We start from the raw sequence: 15,736 nt of genomic DNA, 5'->3' as shown, positions 1-15,736 counted from the left end.
TTTCACATTAAAGTAGTGCATCAAAGGGGAGATGAAAAAATGAACTTGAACTTAGCAGTCATTTCCGGCGACGGCATCGGGCCGGAGGTCGTGCGGGAGGCCAGAAAGGTTCTGGACCGCATTGCAGAAAAATACGGACATGAGATTCATTACACAGATTTACTGATGGGCGGAGCTTCCATCGACATCCACGGCGTACCGCTCACCGATGAAACCATCGAAATCGCAAAGAGCAGCGACGCAGTTCTGATGGGTTCCATCGGAGGCAACGCAGCCACCTCACCCTGGTATAAGCTCCCGGCAGACCGCAGACCGGAGGCCGGACTTCTGAAGCTTCGCAAATCCCTGGGCCTCTTCGCGAACCTGCGCCCGGCCATTCTCTATAAAGAGCTTCAGGACGCCTGCCCGCTGAGAAAGGACATCAGCGACAAGGGCTTTGATATGATGATTATGCGCGAGCTGACCGGAGGTCTCTACTTTGGAGCCAGAGAAACAAAAGAAGTAGACGGCGTCATGACCGCCATCGACACCCTGACTTATAATGAGAACGAAATCCGCCGTATCGCGAAGCGCGCTTTTGACATCGCAGGCAAGAGAAGAAAGAAAGTCTGCAGCGTAGACAAGGCCAACGTACTGGATTCCTCCAGACTCTGGAGAAAGGTCGTAGAAGAAGTAGCGAAAGAGTATCCGGAGATCGAGCTGACCCATATGCTGGTGGATAACTGTGCCATGCAGCTGGTTAAAGACCCGGCCCAGTTCGACGTGATTCTGACTGAGAATATGTTCGGCGATATCCTTTCCGATGAAGCCAGCATGGTAACCGGTTCCATCGGAATGCTGGCCAGCGCCAGTCTGAACGACAGCAAATTCGGTCTCTACGAGCCCAGCGGCGGTTCCGCTCCGGATATCGCGGGACAGAATATCGCAAATCCGATTGCCACGATCCTGTCCGCAGCCATGATGCTGCGTTACAGTTTCGACCTGGACAAAGAGGCGAATGCCATCGAGCAGGCAGTTTCCCAGGTACTGGCCGAGGGTTACCGCACCGGCGATATTATGTCCGAGGGTTGCAGGAGGGTAGGCACCACCGAAATGGGCGACCTGATCGCAGAAAGAGTATAATACAATATTTATATAGAAGGAGAACGGAAAAAATGAGAAGTGACGCAGTAAAAGTAGGTATGCAGCAGGCCCCTCACCGCAGTCTGTTTAACGCATTGGGACTGACGGAAGAAGAGATGAAGAAGCCGTTAGTCGGTATCGTAAGTTCCTATAATGAAATCGTACCGGGGCATATGAACCTGGATAAAATCGTAGAGGCAGTGAAACTGGGAGTCGCCATGGGCGGCGGCACCCCGATTGTATTTCCGGCTATCGCAGTCTGCGACGGTATCGCCATGGGCCATGTGGGCATGAAGTATTCCCTGGTAACCCGTGATCTGATTGCGGATTCCACTGAGTGTATGGCCATGGCCCATCAGTTTGACGCCCTGGTTATGGTACCGAACTGTGACAAGAACGTTCCGGGACTTCTGATGGCGGCAGCCCGTATCAATGTACCGACCATCTTCGTCAGCGGCGGCCCCATGCTGGCAGGCCATGTACACGGCCAGAAACGCAGCCTTTCCAGTATGTTTGAAGCAGTAGGATCCTATGCGGCAGGTACCATGACTGAGGAGGATGTAAAGGAATTTGAGACAAAGGTTTGTCCTACCTGCGGTTCCTGTTCCGGCATGTATACGGCCAACAGCATGAACTGCCTGACTGAGGCTCTGGGTATGGGACTTCCGGGAAATGGAACCATTCCGGCTGTTTATTCCGAGCGTATCAAGCTTGCAAAGCATGCAGGCATGCAGGTCATGGAACTGTGGAGAAAAAATATCCGTCCCCGTGACATTATGACAAAGGAAGCGTTCCTGAACGCCCTGACCGTGGATATGGCTCTGGGCTGCTCCACCAACAGTATGCTGCATCTTCCGGCTATCGCCCATGAGGCAGATGTGGATCTGAACATGGAGATTGCCAATGAAATGAGCGCCAAGACTCCGAACCTGTGCCACCTGGCACCGGCAGGCCCCACTTACATGGAAGACCTGAATGAGGCAGGCGGTGTCTATGCGGTTATGAACGAGTTAAATAAGAAAAATCTTCTGAATACAGATCTGATTACCGTAACCGGAAAGACTGTCGGCGAGAATATCAGGACTTGTGTCAACCGTAATCCGGAGGTTATCCGACCCATCGACAATCCTTACAGCGAGATCGGCGGCATCGCCGTGCTGAAGGGCAACCTGGCACCGGATACCGGCGTCGTAAAGCGCTCCGCAGTGGTACCGGAAATGATGGTTCATGAAGGACCGGCCCGGGTATTTGACTGTGAAGAGGATGCCATTGCAGCCATTAAGGGCGGTAAGATTGTGGCAGGCGATGTGGTCGTTATCCGCTACGAAGGACCCAAGGGCGGTCCGGGTATGCGGGAGATGCTGAACCCGACCTCCGCCATCGCGGGCATGGGGCTTGGCTCCACCGTAGCTCTGATTACCGACGGCCGTTTCAGCGGCGCGTCCAGAGGCGCATCCATCGGACATGTATCTCCGGAAGCAGCGGTAGGCGGACCGATTGCCCTGGTAGAAGAGGGCGATAAGATTCTGATTGATATTCCGAATAACAAGCTGGAAGTCCTGATTTCAGACGAAGAAATGGCAGCCAGAAAGGCAAAATGGCAGCCGCGTGAGCCGAAGGTGACCACAGGATATCTGGCACGTTACGCAAAAATGGTAACTTCCGGAAACAGAGGAGCAATCCTGGAGAAATAGTTTTAGTTTTAAGTGCCGCGCGGCCCAAATGGCGCGGGCTAAACGTACGACTTAATATAAATAAAGGGGAGAGCACATATGGAATTGACAGGTTCACAGATCTTAATAGAATGTTTCAAAGAGCAGGGCGTAGATACCGTCTTCGGTTACCCGGGCGGAGCCATTCTGAATGTATACGATGAATTATATAAGCACAGCGACGAGATTCGTCATATTCTGACCTCTCACGAGCAGGGCGCGTCCCATGCGGCAGATGGCTATGCCAGAGCCACCGGTAAGGTAGGCGTATGTCTGGCCACCTCCGGACCGGGAGCCACCAACCTGGTTACCGGTATTGCCACCGCGTATATGGATTCCGTACCCATGGTAGCCATCACCTGTAACGTAGGAAAGGGACTTCTGGGAAGAGATTCCTTCCAGGAGGTGGATATCTCCGGTATTACCATGCCGATTACCAAGCATAACTTTATTATCAAGGATGCGGAAGCGCTGGCGCCGGCTCTACGCAAGGCTTTTGCTATCGCCAGAAGCGGCCGGCCCGGCCCGGTACTGGTGGATATCACCAAGAATGCCACTGCGGATAAGGCAGAATATGAATACAGAAAACCGGAAGAGCCCAAACGTGTAACCGACACGATCAAGGAAGAGGATATTGAGAAAGCGCTGGAAATGATTCAGAAAGCGGAGCGTCCGTTTATCTTTGTGGGCGGCGGTTCCGTGATCTCCGGCGCGTCCGAGGCAGTGAATGCCTTTGCCCATAAGGTTCACGCTCCGGTCTGTGATTCTCTGATGGGAAAAGGCGCGTTCAACGGTACCGATCCGCTGTACACCGGCATGCTGGGCATGCATGGCACCAAGGCGTCCAACTTCGGCGTGGCCCACTGTGATCTGTTGATTACCCTGGGGGCCCGTTTCAGCGACCGTGTCACAGGCGACACCAACCGCTTCGCAAAGAAAGCAAAGATTCTCCAGATCGATATCGATCCGGCTGAGATTAATAAAAATGTCCTGGTAAATGGCAGCGTTATTGGCGATGTGAAGTCTGTTTTGGATATCCTGAATGAGAAGCTTCCGGAGCTGAAGCATGACGCCTGGGTGGAAGAGGTAGAAGCCCTGAAGAATCAGTATCCGCTGAAGTTCGACGACGATCGTCTGACCGGCCCCTATGTGGTAGAGGAATTGTATCGGGTAACCAAGGGCGACGCCGTCATTACCACTGAGGTAGGCCAGAATCAGATGTGGGCAGCCCAGTATTATAAATACAAGGAGCCCAGAACCTTCCTGACCTCCGGAGGTCTGGGAACCATGGGTTACGGTCTGGGCGCCAGCATCGGAGCCAAGATCGGACGACCGGATAAAACTGTGGTCAATGTGGCAGGCGACGGCTGCTTCCGCATGAATATGAACGAGATTGCCACCGCGGCCCGCTATAACGTACCGATTATTGAGCTGGTATTGAATAATCATGTACTAGGTATGGTACGCCAGTGGCAGACGCTGTACTACGGCGAGCGTTATTCCGCTACGGTGCTGAACGATCAGGTGGACTTCGTAAAGCTGGCGGAGGCCATGGGTGCAGTGGGTATCCGGGTCACAAAGAAGGACGAGGTGGCTCCGGCCATCGAAAAGGCTATTTCCTTAGGTCGCCCGGTAGTACTGGAGTGTGTCATCGACAGCGATGACAAAGTATTCCCCATGATGTCCCCGGGAGCACCCCTGGAAGAAACCTTCGACGCAGACGATTTGAAAAAATAAATTAAATGGAGTAAAGAACGATGATATCTGCCATAAAGAGAATCCGCTGGTATCTGTGGATTCTGATCATTTTGGCCGTGGGCTATGTGGGTGTATCCGTGTATTTCATGGAGCACTTCTTCCCGGGCACCACCATAAACGGAGCAAACGCGGATCTGTATACGGTAAAGCAGGCCAACGAGCTGCTGCTTTCCCAGGCCAGGGCCTATACCCTGACCGTAACGGGCCGGGGCGGTGAAACTGTCACCCTGACCCCGGAGGATCTGGGCATGAGCTTTTCAGAAAGTGATGAGGTCCGGGTGCTGAAGCGGAAGCAGAACGGCTTCCTGTGGCCCAGAATGTTCTGGCAGACCGATCTGTATCAGATCAGCCCGGAGATTCACTATGATGATACGGTCTTTGATGCAGCGGCGGATGCCTGTATGAAACAGGGGCCGGCCCCGGAAAATGCCCGGGTGGAGCTTACGGAGACCGGGTATCAGGTACATAAAGAAAAGCAGGGAGCAGAACTGGATCGGGAATCTCTGAAGGGCCAGATTCAGATTGCGTCCGAGAGTCTGATTCCGGAGCTCGATCTGGATGAAGCGGGGTGTTACGCGGAACCGGCTGTTACCACGGAAGCTCCGGAGTTTAAAGCTCTGACGGAGAAGCTTGACCGGTGGCTGGGAACGAAAGTGACCTATACGTTCGGAAAAGAGAGCGAAACCGTGGATCAGTCTGTTATCAGCGGTTTTATTACGCTGGACGGAGATGGCTATGAGGCGGAGCTGTCCAAGGAGGCAGTAGCTTCCTGGGTGGCAGAGCTTGCAAAAAAGCGGGATACCTTTAAGCAGTCCCACACCTTCCAGAGTACCTTACGAGGTATCATTACTGTAAAAGGCGGCAACTACGGCTGGCAGATCGACCGGGAGACCGAGAGCGCGGAGCTGTACGCTTCTATTGAGAAGGGCGAGACTGTTACAAAGGAACCGGCCTACAGTCACAGGGCCAATGCCTGGGACGGATCCAACGGGGATATCGGAAGTACTTATATCGAAGTGGATATGGGAGCCCAGCATATGTGGTGTTATAAAAATGGAGCCCTGGTGATCGACACAGATGTGGTAACCGGAAATATCAGTAAGAACTACGGAACCCCGTCCATGGTATCCGCCATTCAGTATAAGACCCGGAATGCGGTATTGAAAGGGGCAAATTACCGGACGCCGGTAAGCTACTGGATGCCCTTCTACGGAAACTACGGAATCCATGACGCTAACTGGAGAGGCGAGTTCGGAGGAGACATTTATCTGCTGAACGGTTCTCACGGTTGTGTGAATACGCCGCCGGCAGCCATGAAAGTGGTGTATGAAAACATGGAATCCGGAACCCCGGTGGTACTTTATTATTAAAGACTTTTCTATGGAAGAATCCGACAGGAAAGGGATTGACAGAACTTTAACAGAGTACTAGAATAAAGAAATAATACAGATACACTTAGAAACCAGAAATGGGAGGAATGAAAAAATGAGTCGTGTGTACAATTTTTCAGCAGGACCGGCCGTTATGCCGGAAGAGGTTTTGCGCGAGGCAGCAGATGAGATGCTGGACTACCAGGGAACAGGAATGTCCGTGATGGAAATGTCACACCGCTCCAAGGCATTTGAGAACATTATCAATGAGGCGGAGCAGGATCTGCGCGATCTGATGCAGATTCCGGACAATTACAAGGTACTGTTCATGCAGGGCGGCGCGCACCTTCAGTTTGCGGCGATTCCCATGAACCTGATGAAAAATAAGGTGGCTGATTATATCATCACCGGACAGTGGGCAAAGAAGGCATTCAAAGAGGCGCAGATCTACGGAAAGGCAAATGCTATTGCGTCCTCCGAGGACGAGACCTTCTCCTATATCCCGGACTGTTCCGATCTGCCCATCAGCCCGGACGCGGATTATGTATATATCTGCGAGAACAACACCATTTACGGAACCAAGTATCATACCCTGCCGAATACCAAGGGTAAGATTCTGGTATCTGATATCTCCTCCTGCTTCTTATCCGAGCCGGTGGACGTAAGCAAGTACGGCCTGATCTATGGCGGCGTTCAGAAAAACGTGGGTCCCGCAGGCATGGCCATTGTGATTATCCGTGAGGATCTGATCACCGAAGACGTACTTCCGTACACACCGACCTATATGAAATATAAGATCCATGCGGACGCCAATTCCCTTTACAATACCCCGAACTGCTACTGCATCTACATGTGCGGCAAGGTCTTCAAATGGCTGAAGAAGCAGGGCGGCCTGGAAGTGATGAAGGCCCGCAACGAGGAGAAGGCAAAGGTTCTCTATGACTTCCTGGATTCCAGCAAGCTCTTTAAGGGCACCGTACGCAAAGAGGATCGCTCTATCATGAATGTACCCTTTGTTACCGGAGACAAGGATCTGGATGCCAAATTTATCAAAGAGGCCACTGAGGTAGGCTTTGTGAACCTGAAGGGTCACAGAACCGTAGGCGGTATGCGTGCAAGCATCTACAACGCCATGCCGCTGGAGGGCGTAAAGGCCCTGGTGGAATTCATGAAGAAGTTCGAGGAGGAGAATTAAGCCATGTATCAGTATAAATGTATGAATCAGATCGCCCAGTTTGGTCTGAATCATTTTACAAAGGATTATAAGCAGACAGAAAATATGGAGGAGGCTGACGCGCTGCTGGTCAGAAGTGCAGCGCTTCATGAGGTGGAGTTTCTGGAGAACCTGAAGGCCATCGCCCGGGCGGGAGCCGGTGTGAATAACATTCCTCTGACCAAATGTGCCGAGCAGGGCATCGTGGTGTTTAATACCCCGGGCGCCAATGCCAATGGCGTTAAAGAGCTGGTACTGGCAGGTATGCTGTTGGCGGCCAGAGATATCATCGGAGGCGTAAACTGGGTACAGTCTGAGCGCATGAACGAGGATATTAGCAAGCTTGCGGAGAAGCAGAAAAAGCAGTTTGCCGGTCATGAGATTCAGGGCAAGAAGCTGGGTATCATCGGTCTGGGCGCCATCGGCGTACAGGTGGCAAACGCAGCCACACATCTTGGCATGGAAGTACTGGGCTATGATCCGTATATTTCCGTGGAGGCAGCTTGGAATCTGTCCCGTAATATCCGTCATATCACCAATGTGGATGATATTTATAAAGAGTGCGATTACATCACCATCCATGTGCCCCTCCTGGACAGTACGAAGGGCATGATTAACGCAGAAGCCATCGAGAAAATGAAAGACGGCGTGGTTGTCCTGAACTATGCCCGTGACCTTCTGGTAGACGAGAAGGCCATGGTAGACGCGCTGAAGAAGGGCAAGGTGGCACGGTACATGACAGACTTCCCGAATCCTGTCACGGCAGGAGCCAAAGGCGTTATCGTAACGCCTCATCTGGGTGCTTCCACCGAGGAAGCAGAGGAGAACTGCGCGCGTATGGCAGTGAAAGAGGTACGCTGTTATCTGGAGCACGGCAATATTCAGCATTCCGTCAACTATCCGGATTGCGATATGGGTATTCCCAGTTATCCGGCCCGTGTAGCCATCTGCCATCGAAATGTGAAGAATATGCTGAGCCAGTTCACCACCATTCTGGGCGAGGCGAACTATAATATCGGTAACATGACCAATAAGAGCCGCGGGGATTACGCTTATTCCATGTTTGATCTGGAGAGCGCGGCAAGTCCGGAACTGATTCAGAAGCTGGAAGCAGTGGAAGGTGTACTGAAAGTGCGGGTGATCTGCTGATGGCTGAGATCAGAGCCTTCCGGGGAATCCGGCCTGCAGCCGGAAAAGAAGCCGACATCGCGGCGCTTCCCTATGACGTATACAATCGGGAAGAGGCAAGAAGAGCTGTAGAAGGCCGTCCTTTATCGTTCCTGCGTATCGATCGGGCGGAGACCCAGCTTCCGGAGGATACCGATATCTATGCGCCGGAAGTATACCAGAAGGCGAAGGAGCTGCTCTGGGGCATGGTGGAGGATGGCGATTTCGTGCAGGATAGTGCGCCCTGCTATTATCTCTATGAACTGACCATGAACGGCCGCAGCCAGACCGGTATCGTGGCCTGCGCTTCCATCGACGATTACCTGAACGGTGTGATCAAAAAGCATGAGAACACCCGCCGGGAAAAGGAAGAGGACAGAGTACGCCATGTGGATACCTGCGATGCCCAGACCGGTCCGATTTTTCTGGCATACCGGAATCAGGAAGTTTTGAAAAAGCTGGTAGCGGAAGTAAAAGAGGAGCAGGTGCTGTTTGATTTTACCTCGGAAGACGGCATCCGTCACCGGGGTTGGAAGATTGCGGACACAGAGAAAATCAGAGCTGTCTATGAGGCCTTTCATCAGATGAATGCCCTCTACATCGCGGATGGACATCACCGGGCGGCATCGGCTGTGCGCGTAGGTGTGAAGCGCCGGGAGGAGCATCCGGGTTATACCGGCGAGGAGGAGTTCAACTACTTCTTATCAGTGATTTTCCCAGACGACGAGCTGATGATTATGGATTATAACCGTGTGGTCCGGGATCTGAACGGGCTTACACCGGAAGAATTTTTAGACCGGGTTCAGCAGGTCTTTAAGGTGGAAGCACTGACAGGCGCGGAGCATCCGAAGAAAAAAGGACAGGTGACACTGTTTCTGGAAGAACGATGGTACCTGTTGACTCTGAAACCGGAGTATGAAAACAGTGATCCGGTGGAGGGACTGGATGTATCCATTCTGCAGAAGCAGATTCTGGAACCGGTATTGGGAATTCAGGATCCGAAGACCGATAAACGCATTGATTTTGTCGGCGGAATCCGGGGATTACCTGAACTGGAGCGCCGGGTACATACGGATATGAAGGTGGCTTTTGTCATGTATCCCACCTCTATCGGGGAACTTTTTGCCGTGGCAGACGCGGGACGCCTGATGCCTCCCAAGTCCACCTGGTTTGAGCCGAAGCTTCGCAGCGGCCTGTTTATTCACCCACTGCGATAAAAAGCACTTGCAATATCTGGAAAAAAGCTCTATAATTAGCGCTGTTAAGATTTTGATAGTAGTGTCAGAGGAGGATTATTATGACTGCTAAAAAAGTAACACAGACAGCGAAAAAGGCAGAAAACGTGAAGATAAACGCTCCGGCGAAGACAGTAGAGACAGCAAAGATCACGACGACAGCAGTTCCGGCCGCAAAGAAAGAGGAGCCGAAGGCAGAAGCGCTTAAAAAAGAGGAAAAAGCAGCTCCGGTAAAAGCCGAAGCTGAGAAGAAAGAAACTGTAAAGAAAGAAACAGCAAAGAAGACCACTGCGAGAAAGACTGCAAAAGCTGAGAAACCGGCTGCCGTACACAATGTATACGTGCAGTTTGCAGGAAAGGAAGTTCTGACTTCCGCACTGACAGAGCTGGTAACCGAGAAGTGGGTGGCTATGGGACACCGTGCTTCCTCTATCAAGACTCTGGATCTGTATGTAAAGCCGGAGGACGGCGCAGCGTACTATGTGATCAACGGGAAAGAGACCGGAAAGATCGAGCTGTAGGCAGAAGGATTTGTTTGTAAAAACAAAGAGACAGAACGGGCACAGGCATTGCGTCAGCAGACCTGTGCCCGTTTGCTGAAATCAGAACAAAGGAGAAGAATTATGGCAGCATTAACCATCAGCGCAGACGAGGAAAAGCGTTTGAAAGGACTTGGCTTTCTGAACAACAAGGGCACAGATGATTTTTCCGCCCGGGTACTTACGGTGAACGGCAAGGTGACCGCGGCCCAGCAGCGGTGCCTGGCAGAGGCAGCGGAGCAGTTTGGAAATGGAAATCTGACCTTTACCACCCGCCAGACCGTGGAGGTACAGGGCATTCCCTATGAGAAAATCGAGGCCTTTCAGGCTTATATTGCAAAGGAAGGTCTGGAGACCGGGGGAACCGGTCCCAAGGTGCGTCCCATCGTATCCTGCAAAGGAACCACCTGTCAATATGGCCTTCTGGATTCCTTCGCCATTTCCGAGGAGATTCATGAACGCTTCTATAAGGGCTATCATGATGTGAAGCTGCCCCATAAGTTCAAGATCGCGGTGGGCGGCTGCCCGAATAACTGCGTGAAGCCGAACCTGAACGACCTTGGTATCATCGGTCAGAGCGTTCCGAATTTCGACGAGGCAGCCTGCAAGGGCTGTAAGAAATGCGCCATCGAAGCAGTCTGTCCCATGGGCGCGGCCAGGGTCGTGGACAAGAAGCTCCATATCGATCCGGAGGTCTGTATCCATTGCGGCCGCTGCCGTGGCAAATGTCATTTTGATGCCATGAAGGAGAGTACCTATGGCTTCAAGATCTATATCGGAGGCCGCTGGGGAAAGAAAATATCCCATGGCCGGGCGCTGAGTAAGGTCTTCACCTCCAAGGAAGAGGCCATGGACGTCATTGAACGCACGATTCTGTTTTTCCGGGATAACGGCCTGCCCGGTGAGCGTTTCGCTGAGACCATCGAGCGTCTGGGATTTGAGAACGTGGAAAAGGCACTGTTGGGATAAGCGGTTTATTTATAAAAAGGAAACCCCATAGGGTATATTTTGTTGACGAAAGCCCGTCTGTATGCTACACTGACTAAGGTATAACGCAGAGAATATGTATAATGCATAAAACAGGGGAATCAGGTGGAAGACCTGAGCGATCCGGTCACTGTAAGCAGCGTGTCTGCAAGCCAGGCTACCTGATCTTTGCGGGAAATGGGCAGGCTTCCGTGGAAAGCGGTTCCGTATATAGTTGGCGGCGGAAGGGACAAAATCCGCTGCTGATCATAAGGAGAGATCTGTCTTAAAATACAGATCTCTTTTTCTTTTGCATTATGAGGAGAAAAATTATGTTGAATCAGTTTTCAAGAACAGAATTATTGCTGGGAAAAGAAGCCATGGAGATTCTGGAACATTCCAGAGTGGCAGTCTTCGGCATCGGCGGCGTGGGCGGCTATGTGGTGGAGGCCCTGGCCCGCAGCGGCGTGGGAGCCTTTGACCTCATCGACGACGATAAGGTGTGTCTGACGAACCTGAACCGCCAGATTATCGCCACCCGGAAGACCGTGGGCAAGTATAAGGCCGAGGTCATGAAGGAGCGTATTCTGGAGATTAATCCGAAGGCAGAAGTAACCACACATCTGTGTTTTTTTCTGCCGGAAAATAAGGATGAATTTGATTTCAGCCGGTACACCTATGTGGTGGACGCCATCGACACAGTCACCGCGAAGATTTCCCTGGTGGAGGAATGCGAGAAGGCAGGCGTGCCCCTGATCAGCAGCATGGGAGCGGGCAATAAGCTGAATCCCTTCCTGTTCGAGGTGGCGGATATTTATAAAACCAGTGTGTGCCCGCTGGCGAGAGTGATGCGGCGGGAGCTGAAAAAGCGCGGCGTCAGGAAGCTGAAGGTGGTCTACTCCAAGGAGAAGGCGGTGCGTCCCATCGAGGACATGTCCATCAGCTGCAGAACCAACTGTATCTGCCCGCCGGGAGCCAAGCATAAATGCACCGAACGCCGGGACATTCCGGGTTCGACCGCATTCGTACCGTCCGTAGCGGGACTTCTGATTGCAAGTGAAATCGTAAAGGATCTGACCGAGGACGCCATGAACCGCGCCCGGGCAGCCCAGGAGCAGGAGGAGAGTAAATAAATGAAGGGAAAATTATATGGCATCGGCGTAGGTCCGGGGGATCCGGAGCTGCTGACCCTGAAAGCAAAACGGATTCTCGATGAGGCGGATATCATCGCCGTCCCGGTAAAGGAAGCAGGAGAAGAGAGTACGGCGCTGGAAATCATCCGTCCGGTGGTGGAGCTGGAGCAGAAGCATCTTCTGGAAGTCGTTTTCCGGATGGCGAAGGACAAAGAAGAGCGGAAAAAATGCAGAGAAGCGGCCTGCAGGCAGCTCACTGCAGAGCTTTCCCGGGGAAAGAACATTGCCATGATTACCCTGGGCGACGTCTCAGTATACAGCACTTATATGTACGTGAACCAGTATGTGGCCGAGCATGGCTTTGAGACGGAGATTATCCCGGGCATCCCGTCCTTCTGCAGCGGAGCGGCAGTGGCTCAGTTGCCGCTGATGGAGGGAAATGAGTCCCTGGTGATCGTGCCTTCCGTTCGTGCAGAGCAGCAGGTGGAGGAGGCTATCGCCCACTATGACAATGTGGTCATCATGAAGGCAGGCGGCAGCATCGGCCGCATCCTGGAGCTGATGAAAAAGTATGACCGTACGGAAAGCTGCGCTACGGTTATCAGCTGCGTGGGCATGAAAGACGAATATATCGGACCTTTGGATCCGGAGAGAACATACAGTTACTTTACAACCGTTATCATCAAAAGAGAGAAGAGGTAGAAACATGGTATCATTTATCGGAGCAGGTCCGGGCGATCCGGAACTTCTGACAATTAAGGGAAAGAAACTGATCGACAGCGCGGATATTATCATATACGCAGGCTCCCTGGTAAACCCCCAGGTGCTGGCGGACGCCAAGGAGGGCGCGCAGATCTATAACAGCGCCACCATGACCCTGGAAGAGGTTCTGGCTGTCATGAAGGATGGAGAGGACAAGGGCCTGAAGGTGGTCCGTGTACATACCGGCGACCCGGCTATCTTCGGCGCGCACCGGGAACAGATGGATGCTCTCGATCGCATGGGCATCGAATATGAGGTCATTCCGGGTGTCAGCTCTTTCCTTGCGACTGCGGCAGCTCTGAAGAAGGAATACACATTGCCGGGTGTGAGCCAGACGGTGATTCTGACCCGTATGGAGGGCAGAACCCCCATGCCGGAGGGAGAAAAGCTTCAGGATCTGGCCAGGCATCACGCTACCATGATCATTTTCCTGAGCATCGGTATGATGGACGAGCTGTCCGCAACCCTTCGGAAGGAGTATCGTCCGGATACATCGGTGGCGGTAGTCTACAAGGCAAGCTGGCCGGAGCAGAAGATTGTGCGGGGAACCCTGCTGGATATTGCGGAGAAAGTAAAGGAAGCGGGTATCACCAAGACTGCGCTGACTGTGGTAGGAGATTTCCTGGGCGACGACTATGAGTTGTCCAAGCTTTATGACAAGACCTTTACCCATGAGTTCCGGAAGGGAGTCGACGCGTAATGAGTATCCGGCTTATCAGTATCAGCCATAAGACGGCACCGCTGGAGGTTCGGGAACTTTTCGCCTTTACCAAAGAGAAGCAGGCAGAGCTTGGAAAAATCCTCATAGACGAGGGCGGTGCAGCAGAGAGCGTGATTATCGCTACCTGCAACCGGACAGAGATTTATACTTATTTTGATAAAAAACAGGATAAGAAGAAAAACGTATTTACCAGTCTGCAGGAGCTGATTCTCCGGGAATCCGGCGCGGCAGCCGTGAAAGAGGATGTATCCGATTACCTGCGTTTCTATCAGGACAGAAAGGCGGTCAATCACCTGTTTTCCGTGACGGCGGGCCTGGATTCCATGGTGGTGGGCGAGGATCAGATTCTCGGCCAGGTAAAGCATGCGTATGCGCTGGCACAGGAGGCGGGCAACAGCGGCAAATACCTGAACACCCTGTTCCGCTATGCCGTGACCTGTTCCAAGAAAATTAAGACGGATACGGATTTATCAAAGATCTCCGTGTCCACGGCGACCCTGGCGGTCAAGGCGGCGGAAGAAGCCTTTGGCGGAAGCCTGGAGGGCAAAAATGTCATGGTCATCGGCGGTACCGGACAGATCGGCGGAATCGTGCTGAAGAATCTGTACAGCCTGAAGGGCTTAAATATCTACAGCACCATCCGCAATGTAACGATGACTCACGATGCCCATATCAAGAGCGAAACCAATACATTGATTGATTATAAGGAGCGCTACGATTACATCGACGCCATGGATGTGGTCATCAGCGCCACGGCCAGCCCCCATTATACGCTGACCGGTACGAAGGTGAAGGAGCGCATGACGACGGATAAGACACGGGTTTTCGTGGATCTGGCGGTTCCGGTGGATATCGAGGAGACCATCGCCGAGTTCCCCCACACATTCTTTTACAATATGGATGACTTTGAGGAGTTGGCAGAGGCTAACAACCGGGCCAAGAAAGAGGCAGTCTGTCAGGCAGGCGAGATTCTGGAGGAGTTTGAAGAGGATTTCATGCGCTGGATGATTTTCCAGCAGGCGGTACCCCGGATGCAGGAGGTCAAGCACTGGATGGAAGAGGAAGCGGAGAAAAAGGGCTTCGGCAAAGCCATCGACAAGCTGTTTTACCGGATTCGGGAGAATGCGAGCCCGGAGGAACTGGAGGCCTTTGTGGAGAATCTGCGGGAGCCGGAGAAGTAAAGCGGCCGGAACATAAAATTTGAGAAGTAAAATGCGGTTGGAATCCGGGAAATCCCGGAATGGAAATGGAGAATAGAATGGGAAAATTATACGTGGTGGGCTTCGGCCCCGGCGGTTATGAGCATATGACCGCCAAATGTATCGACGTCATCAACAATGCGGATATTATCACCGGTTATACCACCTATGTGGAGATGTTAAAGGAGTTCTTCCCGGATAAGAATTATCTGGCGACGCCCATGATGCAGGAAGTGAAGCGCTGCCGGATGGCAGTGGAGGAAGCTATGAAGGATCAGACCGTGGCCATGGTCAGCTCCGGTGACAGCGGCATCTACGGTATGGCAGGCATCATTTATCAGGTGGCAGAGGAAATGAACGCGGATATCGAGATCGAGACCGTACCGGGTGTGACCGCAGCCAGCGCGGCGGCTTCTGTGCTGGGCGCGCCGCTGATGCATGATTTCGCGGTGATCAGCTTAAGCGATCTGATGACCCCGCTGGATCTGATTATGAAGCGGGTGGACTGCGCGGGCCAGGGAGACATGATCGTCTGCCTGTATAATCCCAAGAGTAAAAAGCGTACCGGCTATGTGGAGCAGGCAGCGGAGATTCTGATGAAGTACCGGAAGCCGGAGACCCCGGTGGGTATTGTGCGCCACGCGGGACGCAAAGAGGAGAGTAAGCAGATTACTACGTTAGTTGAGCTTAAAAACGCGGAGATCGATATGTTCAGCGTAGTCATCATCGGAAATTCCCAGACTTATGTAAGGAATGGAAGAATGATCACCCCCAGAGGATATGCGTTAAAGTAATGCCCCGCGACCGAGATGGAACGAAGTGAAATCAAGGTCAGCGTT

Annotated in this window: 14 protein-coding genes and 1 riboswitch; all 14 genes read left to right on the top strand. The window is 52.5% G+C overall.

The genetic code is table 11. The features are described from left to right. Window positions 1-39 precede the first annotated feature (39 nt). The 14 genes from leuB to cobJ all read left to right on the top strand — a co-directional run bounded on the left by leuB (window position 40) and on the right by cobJ (window position 15,691). Window positions 40-1,122 (top strand): 3-isopropylmalate dehydrogenase, encoded by a 1,083-nt coding sequence (leuB, locus tag H8S44_RS06700; RefSeq protein WP_186871814.1) that lies wholly within the window; start codon window positions 40-42, stop codon window positions 1,120-1,122. A 32-nt stretch (window positions 1,123-1,154) separates the two neighbouring features. After that, window positions 1,155-2,816: a dihydroxy-acid dehydratase gene (gene ilvD, locus H8S44_RS06695; RefSeq protein ID WP_186871813.1), complete on the top strand. Its 1,662-nt coding sequence runs from the start codon at window positions 1,155-1,157 to the stop codon at window positions 2,814-2,816. A gap of 78 nt (window positions 2,817-2,894) precedes the next feature. Next, window positions 2,895-4,571, top strand: coding sequence for a biosynthetic-type acetolactate synthase large subunit (gene ilvB, locus H8S44_RS06690; RefSeq protein WP_186871812.1), 1,677 nt, complete (start codon window positions 2,895-2,897; stop codon window positions 4,569-4,571). Window positions 4,572-4,591: 20 nt separating this feature from the next. Then, entirely contained in the window at window positions 4,592-5,962 is a 1,371-nt protein-coding gene (locus tag H8S44_RS06685) for a L,D-transpeptidase family protein (RefSeq protein ID WP_186871811.1), read from the top strand. A 115-nt stretch (window positions 5,963-6,077) separates the two neighbouring features. Then, on the top strand, window positions 6,078-7,157 hold the full coding sequence (serC, locus tag H8S44_RS06680; RefSeq protein WP_186871810.1) for a 3-phosphoserine/phosphohydroxythreonine transaminase: 1,080 nt from the start codon (window positions 6,078-6,080) through the stop codon (window positions 7,155-7,157). Between the two features lie 3 nt (window positions 7,158-7,160). Continuing rightward, window positions 7,161-8,324 carry a phosphoglycerate dehydrogenase gene (locus H8S44_RS06675; protein WP_186871809.1) on the top strand — a complete coding sequence of 388 codons (1,164 nt, stop codon included), beginning with the start codon at window positions 7,161-7,163 and terminating at the stop codon, window positions 8,322-8,324. Beyond that, complete coding sequence (locus H8S44_RS06670) at window positions 8,324-9,559, top strand: DUF1015 domain-containing protein (protein ID WP_186871808.1); 1,236 nt, start codon at window positions 8,324-8,326, stop codon at window positions 9,557-9,559. Before H8S44_RS06675 ends, H8S44_RS06670 begins: the two co-directional genes overlap by 1 nt. A gap of 80 nt (window positions 9,560-9,639) precedes the next feature. Continuing rightward, the gene (locus H8S44_RS06665; protein WP_186871807.1) at window positions 9,640-10,098 is read left to right on the top strand and encodes a DUF6465 family protein; all 459 of its coding nucleotides are present in this window, start codon (window positions 9,640-9,642) and stop codon (window positions 10,096-10,098) included. Between the two features lie 102 nt (window positions 10,099-10,200). Beyond that, window positions 10,201-11,085 carry a 4Fe-4S dicluster domain-containing protein gene (locus H8S44_RS06660; RefSeq protein ID WP_186871806.1) on the top strand — a complete coding sequence of 295 codons (885 nt, stop codon included), beginning with the start codon at window positions 10,201-10,203 and terminating at the stop codon, window positions 11,083-11,085. A 73-nt stretch (window positions 11,086-11,158) separates the two neighbouring features. Beyond that, window positions 11,159-11,286: riboswitch (cobalamin riboswitch) on the top strand. 128 nt (window positions 11,287-11,414) lie between these two features. Further along, window positions 11,415-12,215, top strand: coding sequence for a tRNA threonylcarbamoyladenosine dehydratase (locus tag H8S44_RS06655; protein WP_186871805.1), 801 nt, complete (start codon window positions 11,415-11,417; stop codon window positions 12,213-12,215). Beyond that, window positions 12,216-12,917 carry a precorrin-2 C(20)-methyltransferase gene (gene cobI, locus H8S44_RS06650; protein ID WP_186871804.1) on the top strand — a complete coding sequence of 234 codons (702 nt, stop codon included), beginning with the start codon at window positions 12,216-12,218 and terminating at the stop codon, window positions 12,915-12,917. 4 nt (window positions 12,918-12,921) lie between these two features. Next, window positions 12,922-13,677 (top strand): precorrin-4 C(11)-methyltransferase, encoded by a 756-nt coding sequence (gene cobM, locus H8S44_RS06645; protein ID WP_186871803.1) that lies wholly within the window; start codon window positions 12,922-12,924, stop codon window positions 13,675-13,677. Continuing rightward, window positions 13,677-14,879, top strand: a complete 1,203-nt coding sequence (hemA, locus tag H8S44_RS06640) for a glutamyl-tRNA reductase (protein ID WP_186871802.1) — start codon at window positions 13,677-13,679, stop codon at window positions 14,877-14,879. The genes cobM and hemA overlap by 1 nt, the downstream gene beginning before the upstream one ends. A gap of 77 nt (window positions 14,880-14,956) precedes the next feature. Continuing rightward, window positions 14,957-15,691 carry a precorrin-3B C(17)-methyltransferase gene (gene cobJ / locus H8S44_RS06635; RefSeq protein WP_207724094.1) on the top strand — a complete coding sequence of 245 codons (735 nt, stop codon included), beginning with the start codon at window positions 14,957-14,959 and terminating at the stop codon, window positions 15,689-15,691. The last annotated feature ends 45 nt before the right edge of the window (window positions 15,692-15,736 follow it).

Origin of the sequence: Anaerosacchariphilus hominis, assembly GCF_014290175.1 — a bacterium.
Taxonomy (GTDB): Bacteria; Bacillota; Clostridia; order Lachnospirales; family Lachnospiraceae; genus Laedolimicola; species Laedolimicola hominis.
Note: the sequence above shows the minus strand (reverse complement) of the source record. Positions and strands in the feature narration are given on the sequence as shown.